General features: G+C 45.6%; 16 protein-coding genes. All 16 read right to left on the bottom strand.

Annotated elements, in window-relative coordinates; all coding sequences use genetic code 11:
• Positions 1-3: 3 nt before the first annotated feature.
• The 16 genes from KHQ79_RS11975 to xtmA all read right to left on the bottom strand — a co-directional run bounded on the left by KHQ79_RS11975 (position 4) and on the right by xtmA (position 14,525).
• On the bottom strand, positions 4-663 hold the full coding sequence (locus tag KHQ79_RS11975; RefSeq protein ID WP_024121074.1) for a LysM peptidoglycan-binding domain-containing protein: 660 nt from the start codon (positions 661-663) through the stop codon (positions 4-6).
• Complete coding sequence (locus KHQ79_RS11980) at positions 656-4,657, bottom strand: transglycosylase SLT domain-containing protein (protein WP_225515358.1); 4,002 nt, start codon at positions 4,655-4,657, stop codon at positions 656-658. The genes KHQ79_RS11975 and KHQ79_RS11980 overlap by 8 nt, the downstream gene beginning before the upstream one ends.
• Position 4,658: 1 nt before the next feature.
• Positions 4,659-4,808, bottom strand: a complete 150-nt coding sequence (locus KHQ79_RS11985) for a hypothetical protein (protein ID WP_003239113.1) — start codon at positions 4,806-4,808, stop codon at positions 4,659-4,661.
• 29 nt (positions 4,809-4,837) lie between these two features.
• Positions 4,838-5,284 carry a phage tail assembly chaperone gene (locus KHQ79_RS11990; protein ID WP_003232676.1) on the bottom strand — a complete coding sequence of 149 codons (447 nt, stop codon included), beginning with the start codon at positions 5,282-5,284 and terminating at the stop codon, positions 4,838-4,840.
• A gap of 88 nt (positions 5,285-5,372) precedes the next feature.
• Complete coding sequence (locus KHQ79_RS11995) at positions 5,373-5,816, bottom strand: phage tail tube protein (RefSeq protein WP_003239114.1); 444 nt, start codon at positions 5,814-5,816, stop codon at positions 5,373-5,375.
• Position 5,817: 1 nt separating this feature from the next.
• Positions 5,818-7,218 (bottom strand): phage tail sheath family protein, encoded by a 1,401-nt coding sequence (locus KHQ79_RS12000; RefSeq protein WP_003239116.1) that lies wholly within the window; start codon positions 7,216-7,218, stop codon positions 5,818-5,820.
• Positions 7,215-7,433, bottom strand: a complete 219-nt coding sequence (locus KHQ79_RS12005; RefSeq protein WP_225515274.1) for a YqzN/YkzM domain-containing protein — start codon at positions 7,431-7,433, stop codon at positions 7,215-7,217. Before KHQ79_RS12005 ends, KHQ79_RS12000 begins: the two co-directional genes overlap by 4 nt.
• A gap of 3 nt (positions 7,434-7,436) precedes the next feature.
• On the bottom strand, positions 7,437-7,877 hold the full coding sequence (locus KHQ79_RS12010; RefSeq protein ID WP_225515276.1) for a phage portal protein: 441 nt from the start codon (positions 7,875-7,877) through the stop codon (positions 7,437-7,439).
• A gap of 13 nt (positions 7,878-7,890) precedes the next feature.
• Positions 7,891-8,376, bottom strand: coding sequence for an HK97 gp10 family phage protein (locus tag KHQ79_RS12015; RefSeq protein ID WP_225515278.1), 486 nt, complete (start codon positions 8,374-8,376; stop codon positions 7,891-7,893).
• Positions 8,373-8,729 (bottom strand): YqbH/XkdH family protein, encoded by a 357-nt coding sequence (locus tag KHQ79_RS12020; protein WP_225515279.1) that lies wholly within the window; start codon positions 8,727-8,729, stop codon positions 8,373-8,375. The genes KHQ79_RS12015 and KHQ79_RS12020 overlap by 4 nt, the downstream gene beginning before the upstream one ends.
• A complete protein-coding gene (gene yqbG / locus KHQ79_RS12025; protein WP_225515281.1) occupies positions 8,726-9,109 on the bottom strand; it encodes a protein YqbG in 384 nt (127 codons plus the stop codon). The genes KHQ79_RS12020 and yqbG overlap by 4 nt, the downstream gene beginning before the upstream one ends.
• A 21-nt stretch (positions 9,110-9,130) precedes the next feature.
• Complete coding sequence (locus KHQ79_RS12030; RefSeq protein WP_225515283.1) at positions 9,131-10,066, bottom strand: phage major capsid protein; 936 nt, start codon at positions 10,064-10,066, stop codon at positions 9,131-9,133.
• A gap of 25 nt (positions 10,067-10,091) precedes the next feature.
• The gene (locus tag KHQ79_RS12035; protein WP_225515285.1) at positions 10,092-10,919 is read right to left on the bottom strand and encodes an XkdF-like putative serine protease domain-containing protein; all 828 of its coding nucleotides are present in this window, start codon (positions 10,917-10,919) and stop codon (positions 10,092-10,094) included.
• 19 nt (positions 10,920-10,938) lie between these two features.
• Positions 10,939-12,426 carry a phage portal protein gene (locus tag KHQ79_RS12040; protein WP_225515359.1) on the bottom strand — a complete coding sequence of 496 codons (1,488 nt, stop codon included), beginning with the start codon at positions 12,424-12,426 and terminating at the stop codon, positions 10,939-10,941.
• Between the two features lie 3 nt (positions 12,427-12,429).
• Entirely contained in the window at positions 12,430-13,731 is a 1,302-nt protein-coding gene (locus KHQ79_RS12045; protein ID WP_225515287.1) for a PBSX family phage terminase large subunit, read from the bottom strand.
• Positions 13,728-14,525 carry a phage terminase small subunit gene (xtmA, locus tag KHQ79_RS12050; protein WP_225515289.1) on the bottom strand — a complete coding sequence of 266 codons (798 nt, stop codon included), beginning with the start codon at positions 14,523-14,525 and terminating at the stop codon, positions 13,728-13,730. Before xtmA ends, KHQ79_RS12045 begins: the two co-directional genes overlap by 4 nt.
• Positions 14,526-14,592: the final 67 nt, after the last annotated feature.

Consider the following 14,592-nt stretch of genomic DNA (forward strand, 5'->3'; position numbering starts at 1 on the left):
GTTTCATTGCGGTATCTTTAATTTTTGGCCGGGAAAAATCCAGTGGCCTGGCTGCCTGATGTTTCGTTTGCTTCGTTTGATCATGGCTGTTTTATTGGCGTTCCAAATTTTACGCCACTGCGTGCTGTTCCCGTAAAACCTGCCGGCAATATCCCACAGCGTATCTCCCTTTTTCACTGTATAGGTTTTCGGAGAAGCCTTCGAAGGACGTTTTGCCTTTGTTTTTTTCTTCTGCTTGATTTTTCGGGGGGAAGCGGTTTTGTATTCTTTTAATTGAATATCAAACGAGCGATCGCCGATATCCTGCTGGCCTTCGCTATAGGAAAAACCTTCAATGCTGCAAGTCAGATTCACTTTGGTTCCCGTAATCAAAAACTGAACCGGTTTTTTGGCCTTCATCCATTTTTCAATTTTTGTTATCGCGTTTTCCGGCGACGGGAAGTTTTGATATTCTGCTATCGGACTGTATTTCTTCGGAAAAAACGAAGAGAACGAAATTTCTTTCGCTCCCTGTTCGTCAATAAATGTAAGGTCACCGAACTTGGCTACTTTAACCGTCTCATTCTGAACCGTATTTGAAATATTCAGCTGGTCGGGAAGAACGGGGAGCCGCAGCTTGTCCTTCCCTTGTGAAATCCAAAATTCATATACGGATTTAGTCAAATGCAACGACTCCCTTCGTTCCAATATTGATATCCTTTTGCAGCTCGTCTACAAGCGCCTGCTTGATTTTCGCCGCAAGGGTTTCGGCGTCTTGTCCATTATGGAAGTGCTGGTCACCGTTAAATTGAATATAAATCTCTTTTGATCCGGAAACCGCTGCCGTTGGCCGGCTAGCTGAAGTAACAGCGGAAACTTGTCCTGATGAAAGCTCAGACTGCTGGGATTGAGACGGATCTGTCACTTCCATACCAAGAGCCTGTGCCGCTCTCTGAAGGAGGTAGCGGCCGCGTATGCCCCGCTCCTCCGGAATGATCCATTCCCGCTTGTTTCCTTCACCGACACGGGCGATTTGCTCTTTTGTGATCAGTCCGCCGTTGGCATATCCAACATACGGTCCGCCATGATTCAAGCTTTTTATGCCTGGCACGTTATTGATTGAACCATATCTGCTTTTAATATAGCCGATCGCCGCAGCCGCGTTGTGAATCGGGTTTTTAATGTTACCCATGCCCGGTGCTTTATGATCATTAAAGGTGCTTGGGATTGTCTGCATGAGCCCTTGTGACGGATGCCCCGCTTTTGCGTTGCTGTCCCACAGGTTGATTGCGTTCGGATTGCCACCGGATTCATGCTGCGCAATTGTCATAAGTCCCGGAAGCCAGCTCATCGGTGTCTTTGTGGCCATGAGAGCGGCCATAATCCACTGTTTCACATTACCGCTCATCGCGCCCATTCCTGAATAGGCCGCCGCCAGTGATCCAGCTTGTTTTTCAGCATATTTCTTTACATCTACTGATCCAAGACCTTTGACAACACCGATTGAAGCAAAACGCCCCAAACTCATCATGACGCGGGAAGGTGAATGGATATCTAATTCCTCACGGAAAGCCTGCTCCACTCTCTTCGCCATATCCTTTGCTGCTTGCTTCACTTCACTGGATTTAGAATTCATGCCTGTCACAAAGTTTCCAACCAAGCCAGAACCCCAGCTGTTGGATGTGTCTTTTGAACGCAGGAACGGTTTGTCAATATGTGTGCCCACATACTGTGCCGTCCCTGTTTGGGTTGAGTTTTGTCCTTGGGCAAAGCCTTTGACCGTTCCTGTGCCCCATGAGGACGATTTGTTCACAGTAGCTTGGAACGGCGTTTTAACTTTTGATTGCAAAAAGCCGTCTGTTCCGGTTGCTGTACCGTTTTGGCCCTTGGCATACCCGCTTACCATTTGTTTGCCGAAATTTGGTGAGGCAGAAATCATTTGTGTAAATGGCGTATTGATGTTTTTCTTTTTCCAGTCTTCCATTTTGACAGGTTGGTTGCTTATTCCCTTGTCAAAGCCTTCAGAAAATTGCTGTCCGAGTGTGGACGCTTGGCCTGCAAGATTTGCAGTGTTCATTGCCGGGGAGACCGAGCCTGATAATGGACTGACAGCTGCTCCTCCTGAAACAGATACCGGACGTCTACCGGAAGACGAAGCGGCACCCATATCGTCTACGACTTGCATACCTAGCTTAGACGCCGCTTGTGAAAGAAGCATCTTCCCTCGGCCTCGATTGTTATCAACTGGGATAACGAATTCTTTGCCGGCTTCACCGATCCACGAGATGGTTGGTTTGGTGATGTAGCCGCCTGTGGCGTTCTGATTCAGTGCTTGTTGAAAAACAGTCATATTATTATTTGATGGAGACTGAGCAAAAATGTTATTAGTAGTTGTTTTGGAACTGGTTTTTTTCTCTTTCGAACCCTTTTTGCTTGGTTTTTTCTTGAGGTGAGTAACTTCCTCCCCCCTGTGTATTACTTTTGCAACGAAACCTCCAACTGAATCTTTTAAATCGAATAGCCATTGAAATTTCTCGGCAATTTTCTCTGATACTTTAACCAATGGATCTTTCACATGTTCATTAAACCAAGTTTCAATTCCATCCCATGCATCCTCAAAAAACTTCCTTGCATCATCAAATTTTTCTTTTATTGAAGTTTTAATATCATCTACTTTTGTGACGATCGGGTTCCATACATTATCATAAAACCAATCTGATACGCTTGACCAAATATCAGAAATAGTAGTCCATGCATCGTTAATCTTACTCCAAATCCATGTTGCCGCAGTGGTTACGGCTTCACTCACAGGGTTCCATACATTGTCCATGAACCACGTAGAAACAGTAGACCATATTCCAGAAATAAAAGTCCAAGCGTTACATAATCCTGTCCATATCGTTGTAGCCACAGTAGTAACCGCTCCGCTTATTGGATCCCACACGTTATCCTTAAACCATGGGTAGACAACATTCCATACTGCCAATATGCCATCCCATGCATAAGCAAACAGACCTACTATAAAATTAATTACGGGTACAGCTACATTATAAATAGGCGTAAACACATACTGATCAAACCAAGTTGAAACTTTACTCCATGTATCTTCAATCCAAGTGATTGCCCCATTGGCTGTGTCAGAGATTGAATTCCATTTTCCACTCCACCACTCTTTGTTAAATAGTGAATTACTTATGTTCTCCTTTAACTTAGAAGTATCAAACATCTTACCAATGTTCTTACCTGCTTCTTCGCCGCCGATTCCGCCTACTAAACCGCCGCCAATTCCGCCGATTGCGCCGCCGATTGCTGTGCCTTCCGGACCAACGAAGGATCCAATTGTTGCACCTGCTTCCGCTCCGGCAGTTGCACCTGCTTCCGCTCCGGCAATGCGTCCTCCGATTGAACCAACTTTTTCACCAGCATTATCTTTATTGATTCCAGCTAAATCGAACATCGCTAAAGCAGATCCTACGTATGGAACAGCCTTCCCCATTCCTCTGAACGCTTTTCCTAGTTTGGAGGAATCCTTTCCTAGCGATTTTAAGCCTCCGAGCCAGTTCTTTAACTTCGAACCTGAAGTCCGAGGTGCACTTTCACCAGATGTGCCACTCTGGCGTCTTCTTATTACCTCTCCTGGAACCTTGAGTGTTCTGTTTGGAGCTTTTGTCGGGCTTTTCTTCTTTCTATATGTTTTTTTATTTTTAGTGCCTGGACCGTTACCGCCTCCTTCACAGCAGCAACAGCAACAATTTCCTCCTGTATTACGGTTAAGGACTTTATTATCTGTTTCGGAATTTTCACCAGAATCGTCCTTCTTTTGGGGTCCTAAAATTTTATCAATGATCTTATCAAACACATCATTTTTCAGCTTTTCTAACAATCTCTCTTTGAAACGATCTAAAAAAGCTTTCCCTATCCCTTTGAGCGTATCCTTAATCCATGGCCAAGCTGATTTTGACCACCAATCCTTCAGCCATCCTTTAATTTTCCCGACCCAGCCGGGTTTTTGGTCAGAACTTTTATCTGAGCCTTTATCAGAGGATTTGTCTGATTCTTTCTTAGTCTTTTCTTTGTTAATCGGACTTTCTTTTTTATTGATTTTGTCTGATACTTTTGTCTTAATAACGACTTTTACATAATATGTTTTTTCAAATTTCCTCAAAAGTGATGTTAATCGATTAACTGTTTTGGTGATTTCATCGATGACTTTTAATTTAACTGTGTAGCCGTTTTTTAAATTTTTCTTGATATATCCAATAATTTTTTTAACTGTTGACGTAACCTTGTCATCTGGAATCAAAAGGAATGATAGCTTTTGATTAGATAGCATCTTCTTTATTTTTTTATACGCAGCTCTTGTCCGGTCTACCAAAGATACAGTCAGCTTCGTTTCTTTCGGCATCCGTTTTAGTTTTTGTTCAATCGCTTCCAGCTTTGCAGTGGCTTGGTCATCAAGTACAACTTTGATTTCAAGTGATTTTGCAAATTTTAAAATGATGTAGTCGTTTATTTTTCTCAGACGGTAAAATGCCTGATCTTCAGCTCTGATACTGATTTTGATTTGTCGATTGATGGTCTTGACTTTTTTTTCGACCTCTTGGAATCCTTTATGTATCCGTTTTAGTTTTTTAGATACCTTGTCTTCGAGATCGAAACGGGCTGTTAATTTTGCGATATTAATTCCCTCCTCTCCTTGATTCTTTTTCTAATAGATCTAGCTTATATCCTATCAACCCAAATAAAAGAGCTTTAAAGTGTTTTGGTGCTTCATATAATTCAAGAAGCTGGGATGGCGAATAATGAAGCTCATGCATTGCATAATACAAATACACAGCTTCCTTATCACCATCCTTTACTAGTTTTTTGCTTCTTCTTCTAGATCTTCAAGATCATCCTCAAAACCATTGATTTCAATAGCTTTATTCAGCCAGTTTGCATACTCTCCCCCCACAGATAGTACACGTTTGGCGACTTCTACCGGATCCGCTGTTTTGTATGCTTCCCTTAAATCTTTTGAACGAAAATCAGGATATATAGTGGATTCGATAGCAATTCTCGCATAAAAGCGCTGGGAGTCTAAATCTTTGACGCGGCCGCGGCCTTTCACATTTTTAAATGTGGTATTTTCTTTCTCCAATTCATCAATTCGTTCGGTTGTAATCGGTTTTAAAATAAACGGAATGACATTCCCTTTTTTATCAACAAAACGCTTTGAGATCGGCACTTTGATTTCCTCAGCTTCAATTGTTTTTCCCGGCATAAAAAAGGAAAGATCATATACGTTTTCGTTCTTCTCACTCATGTAAAAAACTCCCTTGTCTTTTGATTGATTTCGTCATGAAAAACAGACCTTTCTGAGAAAGGTCTGCGTATGGCTTGTTCAGCTTTGATTAAAACGTGTCAGAAAGCTTTTCAGGCACGTCGAAGTCTTCGAATGTAAACGGAACTTCTTCCTCTAACGCTTCTGAATCGACATCAAGGCTTGCGATTTTGGCTGAGTCAAAGTTGACGTCGTACAGCGTGACTCGCTCAGTGCCCCGGCCGGAGGATTGATCATCCAGGACGGCTTGAAGTGTGAAGTAAGGGTCGCTGCCTTTTTTGACATAGTCCATCATCAGGATCACGAATTTTGATGTGACTTTATAAAACGTTGCTGTTCCAGTTCCGTTTGCCCCTGTTGTTTTATGGCCTGTCATGCGGCGGCCCATAATGTTTACTTCAGACTTGTTTTTCTCGACGTTTGCTTCAAATGTTTTGATGTGCGCCATTTCTTCGCCATCAAGAAATAAGCGGCCTTCTTTACCTGAAATTGTGTTTTGAGCTTTTAATGCCATATTAGTTTACCTCCACATTAAAGTAGAATTTTTCTGCTGCGTCGACAGGCTGTACAGCCAGGTCAATCAAGAAGCCGTCACGGTCTTCATTCATTGAAATGGTGATATCTTCATCAGAATCAAAGCCAGTGATGCCGCCAGCATCCTGAAGAGTTGTCATGTATTGCGTGATCATCGTTTTCACATACTGAAGTCCGTCTTCAGACGCCGGAATATCGCTTCCGCTGCCTTTTCTTGATTTAATTAAGGCTTTCAGCTCGCGTGTTAAATCATTATTTACGGCGTCCAGGACACGGACGATTTTGTTTTTCGCAAATTTTTTGTTTTTCTCGGCTGTAAACGTGACGAGTGAGTTAATGTCTTTTTCTACGCTGACGGATTTATCGCGGGCGTCGAATGTGAATAAAAATTCGCCTTTACCCAGACGTTCAACAATCGTATCGTGATCAAGGCGGTGTAACACATCAACGGCGCCTTCGTACTCAACGAACGTCAGTGATTGGTTAAAGGTTGCTCCTGCGCTTGCTCCAGCTACCCAAGCCGTTGCTTTGTCCGGCGTAACTTCCGTGCCATCTTCGAGCAGCACACCTTCTGTTACGTTGATGATGCCTTCATAGTCACCGGCATAATTCGCTGTGACCCCTTGCACTTTTTGTCCTTGACCGTCGCGCAGACGCTTAATGAAAGCAGCAAATGTCGCCTTCAGCTGATCACCTTCCGCAACAGGCAGCGCAATCACATCAAAATTCTCCGTTTCAGCTGCGGCTAAGAAATCTGTATAGTCGGAGTTGACAGGGGCTTTATCCGTACCGCCGGATAAACGGATTCCTGCAGATGCATTCAGAGATTCAGCTGCAGTCTCTCCTTCTGATCCAGTGAGCGGAATCGTCGAAGAAAGATCGCCTGTTCCGGTAAAGGTGACATAGCCGTTAGCTGTTAATTCTTCAGCCTTTTTGACGGTCTGTTTATCAACCTCTGACTCATCCATATACGTTGTCACATCGAAAGAAGCAGCATCCAGCACATTGGGGTTAATGCGGATGATAATGTCATTTCCTTTTGATCCGCCATATACAGCAGTCGCTTTGACACCTTCAGCAATATCAGCAGACGCTCGGACACCTTCGGTTAGACGGTACATTAATACCGTTTTCGCATTTTTCTTCGCTTCACGCAAAAGCAATAAAGATGGATCATCAATGCTGAGGCCCACTTTTTTGTTTAAATCTTCTACGCTGGAAATGGAGACAAACGTTTTCGCTTCCCCCCAGCTTGATGCAACCGGGAGTGCGACTGTTCCCCGTTCTCCGAGTGACACCCGCTCCTGCGCTGTCGTTTTAAAGTTAAAATAAATGCCTGCACGTTCTTTTTCTTTTCCTGTTGTAAATGTTCCGCCATTCATAATGACATGACCTCCTTGGTTAGAAATGTTTGAATCAATTGATTGGCTTCTGATTTCGTCATACGTGTTTGATCCACGCCAAATAAAGCCCCCTGAAGGATATCCGGCTTAAAGCCGAACAGCTCCTTCGCGTGCTTAATCAAATCCGCTGTATCAAAAAGAGTTTCCCGGCTCTCTGTATGTACAGCCTTCTTCTGTTGTTTGTCCTTTGCCACCGCTTATTTCACCCCGCTGTTCATGTCGATATCCTGTAAGACAGGCTGTTCTGTTTTGTGATAATAATACCGGCTGCTCCACCTGATCTCCATGATCGCCTCGCCCCTGTCTCCTACCCTTGTCTCAATTCGGGTGATGCGGACCATATCCCCCGTCTTCTCACCTGATTCACTCAGCAGCGGAATCATACTTCTCACTTCTCTGATGGCATCCGCTAGCCTGTCCGCTTCATCAAGCGCCTGAACGGAGTCAAGATGAAACAGCTTCACATTGAGACTGTAGTTTTTTTTAAATGTGGAGACCGTATCTGTTTCCTCGAAAACAGATGGCGATGGGACGTATAACGACGGCACCTGAAACTGATCAGGCAGCTCACGTTCATAAATGGGAACAGACCACCGGCTGTACAAAAATGCCATGATCGATCCTGTTTCGCTGTTCATCCTGTTCCCTCCTTTATAGCTTCTTCAGCCACTGGCGCAATTTGTTTTCCAGCGATTTTTCAAACAGCTGTTCATATAAAAGAAGTGCATGATCCCAGTAGCTCGTGCCCGGGTTCCATTTTCTCTTGAGCGCCATTCCCGTTGAAGCCGCGGGATCATAAATAAACCGCGAGCCTTGGAAATGCCCTGGCACCCATCTCACGTCTTCTTTTGAAGTCCAATGGCCGTCATTAAGAAATGAGGCGTGATCAAGCTGTGTACCCACCACAAGCGAAAGCCCGCCGCTTTGCACAATCCAGAGATTGTCCTCTGCGCCTTTCTCAAAGGAACTGAGCAGTTTTTCTGTATCAATCGTTTGTGTGCTGATGAGCTCAGATTGGACGATCTCCAGAAAATCTTGCCCGCACTCTTCAAGCCACTGGGACGCCTGACGCGAAAATCCGCCTGATGCCGCCTTTTTTAATGACGTGTTTAGCTGTTTCAGCCCCGCTATTTTCATAGGCTTTCATCCCTGACCGCGATGACTTCCCAATGATGATGCCTGATCCTTTTTGGCAGCTTTAGTATATATTTATGATTCTCCCAAATGATTTTATCGTTCACGCGGATGTCCGCTGACAACGGAAAATGGACGAGAAAGCTGTGATATACAGTTTGATCAGGCTCCTCCTGGATCAGCTGCTGTGTTTTTTCAGTAAAATAGCAAGGGACATCTTGTTCATCGGGTGTATCCGGATATGAAGTCACCGGCTGCAGCTTGTCCGCCGGAATCCCAAATCGGCCTGCAGACGGCGCTTGAGTCGCTTCATGATAAATGTCGCAGCGGTGGATGAGCATCCGCTGATAGCTCATAAGGACCTCACCTTCAGTCTGGAGGACTCAGGGACGTAGCCCGGCGTAATAAACTCTTCGAGCAAATGATACACCACTGGCCGCTGAATGCCGACTTCTCCGGAAACCGTGTAGGAATAATCCCCCATTTTTTCAGACTGATAACTTGATGAGGCTGATTCATCGCTGTTCACAAGCGCAAAATACTGGGCTAACTTCAGCAAAGCCAATTTCGCCTTGTCGGGCAGCGGGTCATAAACGCTGTCTTCAAAGCGATGGCCCGTGATGAGAGCCGCTTCCGCTTCCGCCTCGATGATATCCTGCGCCAGCAGTTCTTCCTGTCTGTTTTTTACTCGATCATAGACCGAATAGGAGGCTACGTCAGTCGGTTCAATGAGCATGAGCTGACCACCCCGTTTCTATTATTCTTTTATGTTAATTAATTTAGCGCAGGCATCCTCTTCCTCGAACTTGCTGTCCAGCTTGGCCGTTAAGACAATAATGAATTTACGGGAGCGAATGTCTTTGTCGACTTCAATTCGGATATTGCGGGAGAAACCGAGAATGATATTTTTCGGATGGGTGAGAATGATATCGGAAGCGTCATATTGCGCGTCTCCCTCACCGACTGTGTACGGCTGAATATTGGATACCCCTTTGACCGGTACGCCGAATGCTGTTGACAAGCCGCCCTGAACAGCCTGGTCCCCAAGGTTTGTCTGGCGGTCTGCCACGCGGTCCTTCCATTCAACTTCTAAGCCGTGCGACGTATAGAATCTGAATTCCTGAGGGATGCGCAAATATTTCGGCGGAACAGCCTTTAAGCCTTTCTTGAATGTCGCTCTGGACAGTTCTTCACCGTTCATGTCAACGATGTGGGACACCGCTTGTTTGCGGATGCCGTCCAGCTGCGCCAGATACGGATCATCTGATGCTGTATCACCGTTTACAATTAGCTCCTCAATATCAACGGCTGCACGCTCTGCTAAAATCTGCATGATCGTCTGCTGAAGGCCGTCTTTTTCAATATTGTTTTCGAGTGTGTCATACGTAATGTTGATTTCCGCAATGACTTCCTTCGTGTTCAGCTGGACAGTGCTTGTCGTTGGAACTGTCAGCTCGTCATTTGACAGTGCTTTTCCTTCTTGTGCAGCCCGCAGAATACGCTGGCCGAAGCCGATTTTCTCAAATTTTTGCGAGTCGTTTTCCATTTGAATCACGCGGGATTCACTGAAAATGGTCGGCGTGTTTTGCACCATGCGGATAAAAGCCGATGCTTGCGCAGGGTTCATAAGTCCGCCGCTTTTTAAAGCAGAAAGCGACATTTCCGCTTTCCGAATGATCTCTTGATTTCTCAATTGATTTCCTCCTCTTTGACTGGTTTTACAGCAGTCCGCTCCAGATTGATTTTTTGACTTGCTCTGTATTGTTGCCCGCATCGTCCGCTGGCTGCTTAGACGTGCCTCGCGCTTTTTCCAAAGCTTCGATTCGTTCGATCAGCGGGGCAAGCATGTCCTCAACGAGCTTTTTCAGACGCTCGTCATCACCCGTCTGCTCCGGCTTTTCCTCCGTGTCTGTGTTTTTTTCAATCCGCTCAAGCCGTTTGAGCAGAGGGTAAAGCGCATGCTCGAATGATTCTTTCATGTCTTCTTTTCTCATTTCTTCAGTCTCCTTCCCTGTTTTGTCAGTCAGCATCTGCTTGAATACACTGAAGAATCCCGCTTTTTCAACCGGTTCTTCTTCATACACATCAGCAGTGCCCGCCATGCTGTAGCCGGTGATGATTCCAGCCTTGATCTGTTCCCACACCTCGTCAGACGCTCTTGTCACGAGCACCCACGACCCCTTTGTAATCCGTTTTGACCCGATCATAAAATCATCGGGCGCCACATATGACTCGACCACGACGCCGGTTCCGCCCTCAAAGCTGTGATTGATATCAATCTCCCGTGCCTCCGCGAGAAAGCCGTGCGCCGCTTTTTCAATTTCCTCAGCGGTCATATAATCGCCGTGGGCATCAGGAACATCAGGCTCATACACGATTCCGTACACGAGCTTTTGTTCATCCTGCTCACTTTTTGTAAACAGCCGAACCTTTTTTTCAAATGACGGAGGTCCGTCTGACTTCGTAAAGAAAAATTCTGTCTGATTAGCCGCCTTGTCTACATAACTGACAAAGCTGATTTTGGCATTTCTTAATTCCCGCGCCACCTGCTTGATTCACCTCCCTTCAGGACGTTTTGATCGCTTCGATGCTTTCTTTCAGCTCCTGCATGAGCGCAGTCAGGTTTGCCTTTTCCACATCCTGTCCTGCAGGCCGTTTATAGATTTCCTCAGGCCACTCCTCCAGCGTTTTGCCAAGCACCCGCCCCGCAAGGTCGCGTAAATCATTCGGCGAGACCGCTCCGGCTGTAATAAAAGGACCGAGCACTTTCGCAATCTCAAGCGGATCACGAAAGTCCGGTCCTTTTAATGTCAGCCTGACGTCATGGATATTCAGCTCCGGCAAAAGCAGCGTGTTCAGTTTATTCACGAGCGTTTTTCGCTCCGGCTGAAAGACCTGCTCCTCCGTAATTTTTCTAGCGGTATCAGCTGTCGCCCGGTTGTATTCCTGCGCCTCGCCTGTATACAGAGGCGGGAGGCGGAACGCCGAGCGCAGCTTATTTCTGCTTTTTTCATCGTACTCAAGAAACAAGGCGTCGTTCTGGAGAATTTCCGCCAAGGACTTGATTTCCACGGACACCGGCGTAATATCCTCTCCCCCGTGGAGATCCTTCTCTTTCGCGATTCCTTCCGCTTCAATCAAGAGAAATTTGTGGGCGTTTTCCACGCCTTCAAGATCATTCATGTATTCTTGCAGCTCCCGATAAGAAGCTTCCGACAGCATCCCGTTTTCCACTGTGATCGCAGCGGGGACGTGACGGCCCTGCTTAAAATACATAAAATTGAGCTCTTCCGCTTTTCGCGCTCCGTATAGATTGACGATATTGCCTACCCAGCGCGGCACGCCGTATACGCCGCTTCCGATTTTGAGGTGAATGGCTTCATTCGCTTGATATTTCTCTGCCAATGTGCTCACATATTCACCCGTGCGCATGTCCATTTTTCTCGGATCACCGTATTCTTTGAAAAATACTTTTTTTCCATTGATCATCTGCACATATTTTCGGAAACGTTTTTGCCTTTTGATTCTCTTCACTTTTCCGTTTTCTTCATACATAAAAGATACTTCAACAGGCTCGCCGGCTCCGCATACACGCATATTTTTCACATCTAAATATTCGATGCCAGCCGGTTTTCCCATCCCGTCCCGAAGCACTTCCATAAAGCCATTGCCTGTTTTTTCTCTGTCTTCGATGGCATAGCCTAAAATCATTTCGGCTGATTCGTCAAAATGAAGACATTTATAAAAGGCTTCAAGTCTGGCCCAGTCTTTTTCCGCCCTTTTCTTTTTCGCCTGATCAACGTCAGTGGCGTTAACATCAAACGTATACTCAACATCAAAGCCAAAACCTGTAATATTGACTCTGTACGCATCTATGCATTGCTGAAGAATGGTCGAGTATTCAGCAATGGTTTTGAGCTCGATGATATTGTAGGGCGGTGCGATAATATCCTCTCCGTACAGCTCAGAAAAGTCATCTTCATAGATTTGCTTTGTCTGAGGAGCGGCGGAATTGGCTTTGAACACAGTGGCTCTGACTGTTTGATTGTGCATCATTTATGACCTCCTCCTTTCCCGGTTCGGCCGGATACGTTTGTTTGCTGTCTCTTTCATATCAGCAACCTCATAATCATCAAGCGCATACCAAATGGCAGAAAGCGTATGCGGGTCAATCGTGAATTCATCCTCTATCAGCGCGCCGTTTTTATCTTTAGCATACGTTAGCGACTTGAGCTCATAGATGACATTTTCACAGCGGTCCGAACAGAAGATCTTTTTGAATCGTTTCACCTTTTTGGTATATTGAAGCCTGGAGCCGGGAAACTTTCTGGCTCCGACCATCCGAAAGCCCTGCTGGCGGAAATATTGGATGCTTTTCGGCTCAGCCGAGTCGGCTTTGATCAATTCCTGTGTGTCAATAAACTCACGCAGCTCCTCAGCCGTCCTGTCATCTGTCATTTTGTTTTGATAATACTCCCAATAAATGTAGAGGTATTTTTTCTCAGGGTCGACGGCAAGCCGGACGACGGCATTGTAGGATTCCTCGAACCCAAAATCCATGCCTGTGCGAAAAATCGGCTTGCTGATGGCTGCGATACGTTCTTTTACTTGGTCATGCGGGAGCACTTCGAACTGCGGTAGCACCCTGATCCCGTTGACGCCGAATCGGCCTTTGCGGGCAATCCGGTACAGGTCAGGATCATACGCCTTGAGTTCGTCAAGCTGTTTCACATAGCTTCTCGGGAGAAAGAGATTGTCGTTTGCTGTGGAATGATGATAATACGTATCTCCCTTGACAATCGTCCGCTTTTCGTACAGCTCGCTGTCATCCAGCACAAACCGTTTATTGCGTTCATCCCGAAAAAAATGCCGGTACGTCCAATTGGAGGTGCCGACGGGATTGGTGGTGCAGATCATATGAAGCTTCAGCTCGGGGTGGCGAAGACGGCCGATTAATTCCTTAAAGCCTTCATACTTCACCTCTGAGCATTCTTCAATCCATATTAATGAAATGTTATGAACCGATTTTAATTTTGCCGGATTATCCATTCCTTTGAACATGATCCGGCTGCCATTTTGAAAACGCAGCTGCAGCGGGGAAGAAAGGGATGCCACAGCCTTTGTGAGGCCGAGCTCTTCAATCACCTCTTGAAACAAGGCGAAGGTCGAATCCCGATGGGTATCAAACACCTCGCGGATAACAAGAGCCGTCCGTTTTTCCTTCAGCAGCTTTAACACGATTTTCAATGCGGTATGATAGCTTTTGGATGAGCCGTATCCGCCGACGAGAAACTGGTACGTCTGCTCCCAATTGAATACGTAATCTTCGAAATGAGGGTTGATTTCTTTTACAATCATGGCTTGTCCTCTTTTCGTTTAATCATGATTTCAATCGGCTCCTGGCTGTCATCTGTTTTCTCTGCTTTTTGTTTGGCAAGCTTTAATTTCTCGTTTTCAATTTTTTGTTTAAATTGATCCGGAAACAAATCGAAATATAAGGACAGCTTCTCGAGCGCCTTCATTTTATCGGCCAGCTTGATGGCGATGCCTTCTTTGCCGAGCTTCGCTTCCGTCACAATGGTGCCGTCAACAAGCCCGGAATCTTTGACATCGACAAAGCTGATTTCCTTCATAATCGGATTATCATCTTCATCAAACAGCGGCCCCGATTTCCCGACAGCCTGGACCTCTTTTTTTCCGAAGGTCACATAGTCCGTAATATCCGCAAACGCGATCTTGATATAAACCTGCAGCACATCCATCGCTTCAATAAACATTTCATTGACCATTTCTTTTTTAATGCGTCTGATTTCAGCAGCGACCTTTTCATTCTTTAACAGCCGGCTGCCCGTCACATGGGCGCTGTCCGGAGAATAGCCCGCTTTGATTGCTGACTGTGTGGCATTGAAGCTTTTGACGTAATACAGACAAAACAGCCGCTGGCGTTCATTTAATTCATCATTGTCTATCCGGCGCTGTTTTTGTTCGTTACTGGTTTCAGAAAACAAAGCCTCTTTCCATTTGTCTTGTTTTTTCCAGATGCCGATTGTTTTCGCAGAAACGCCGATTATATCCGCAATCGCCCGATTTGTGATGTTTCCCTGATGTTGTTGATAGATTGCTAATGCTTGTTCGCGCTGTTGTGTTTTCATGCTACGGCATCACCGCCACCTCCAGCATGGATGTCTATTCATAAAAGCGGCTGATCTTGCCAGCCGC

Origin of the sequence: Bacillus sp. TSO22, assembly GCF_020223595.1 — a bacterium.
GTDB classification, from domain to species: Bacteria; Bacillota; Bacilli; order Bacillales; family Bacillaceae; genus Bacillus; species Bacillus inaquosorum.

What these genes read in the sequence shown, in the direction of transcription:
- KHQ79_RS11990 (WP_003232676.1), bottom strand. Translation starts at nt 5,284, where the DNA reads ATGAGTGAGAAGAACGAAAACGTATATGATCTTTCCTTTTTTATGCCG.
- KHQ79_RS11995 (WP_003239114.1), bottom strand. Translation starts at nt 5,816, where the DNA reads ATGGCATTAAAAGCTCAAAACACAATTTCAGGTAAAGAAGGCCGCTTA.
- KHQ79_RS12000 (WP_003239116.1), bottom strand. Translation starts at nt 7,218, where the DNA reads ATGAATGGCGGAACATTTACAACAGGAAAAGAAAAAGAACGTGCAGGC.
- KHQ79_RS12010 (WP_225515276.1), bottom strand. Translation starts at nt 7,877, where the DNA reads ATGAACAGCGAAACAGGATCGATCATGGCATTTTTGTACAGCCGGTGG.
- KHQ79_RS12015 (WP_225515278.1), bottom strand. Translation starts at nt 8,376, where the DNA reads ATGAAAATAGCGGGGCTGAAACAGCTAAACACGTCATTAAAAAAGGCG.
- KHQ79_RS12020 (WP_225515279.1), bottom strand. Translation starts at nt 8,729, where the DNA reads ATGAGCTATCAGCGGATGCTCATCCACCGCTGCGACATTTATCATGAA.
- yqbG (WP_225515281.1), bottom strand. Translation starts at nt 9,109, where the DNA reads ATGCTCATTGAACCGACTGACGTAGCCTCCTATTCGGTCTATGATCGA.
- KHQ79_RS12040 (WP_225515359.1), bottom strand. Translation starts at nt 12,426, where the DNA reads ATGCACAATCAAACAGTCAGAGCCACTGTGTTCAAAGCCAATTCCGCC.
- KHQ79_RS12045 (WP_225515287.1), bottom strand. Translation starts at nt 13,731, where the DNA reads ATGATTGTAAAAGAAATCAACCCTCATTTCGAAGATTACGTATTCAAT.
- xtmA (WP_225515289.1), bottom strand. Translation starts at nt 14,525, where the DNA reads ATGAAAACACAACAGCGCGAACAAGCATTAGCAATCTATCAACAACAT.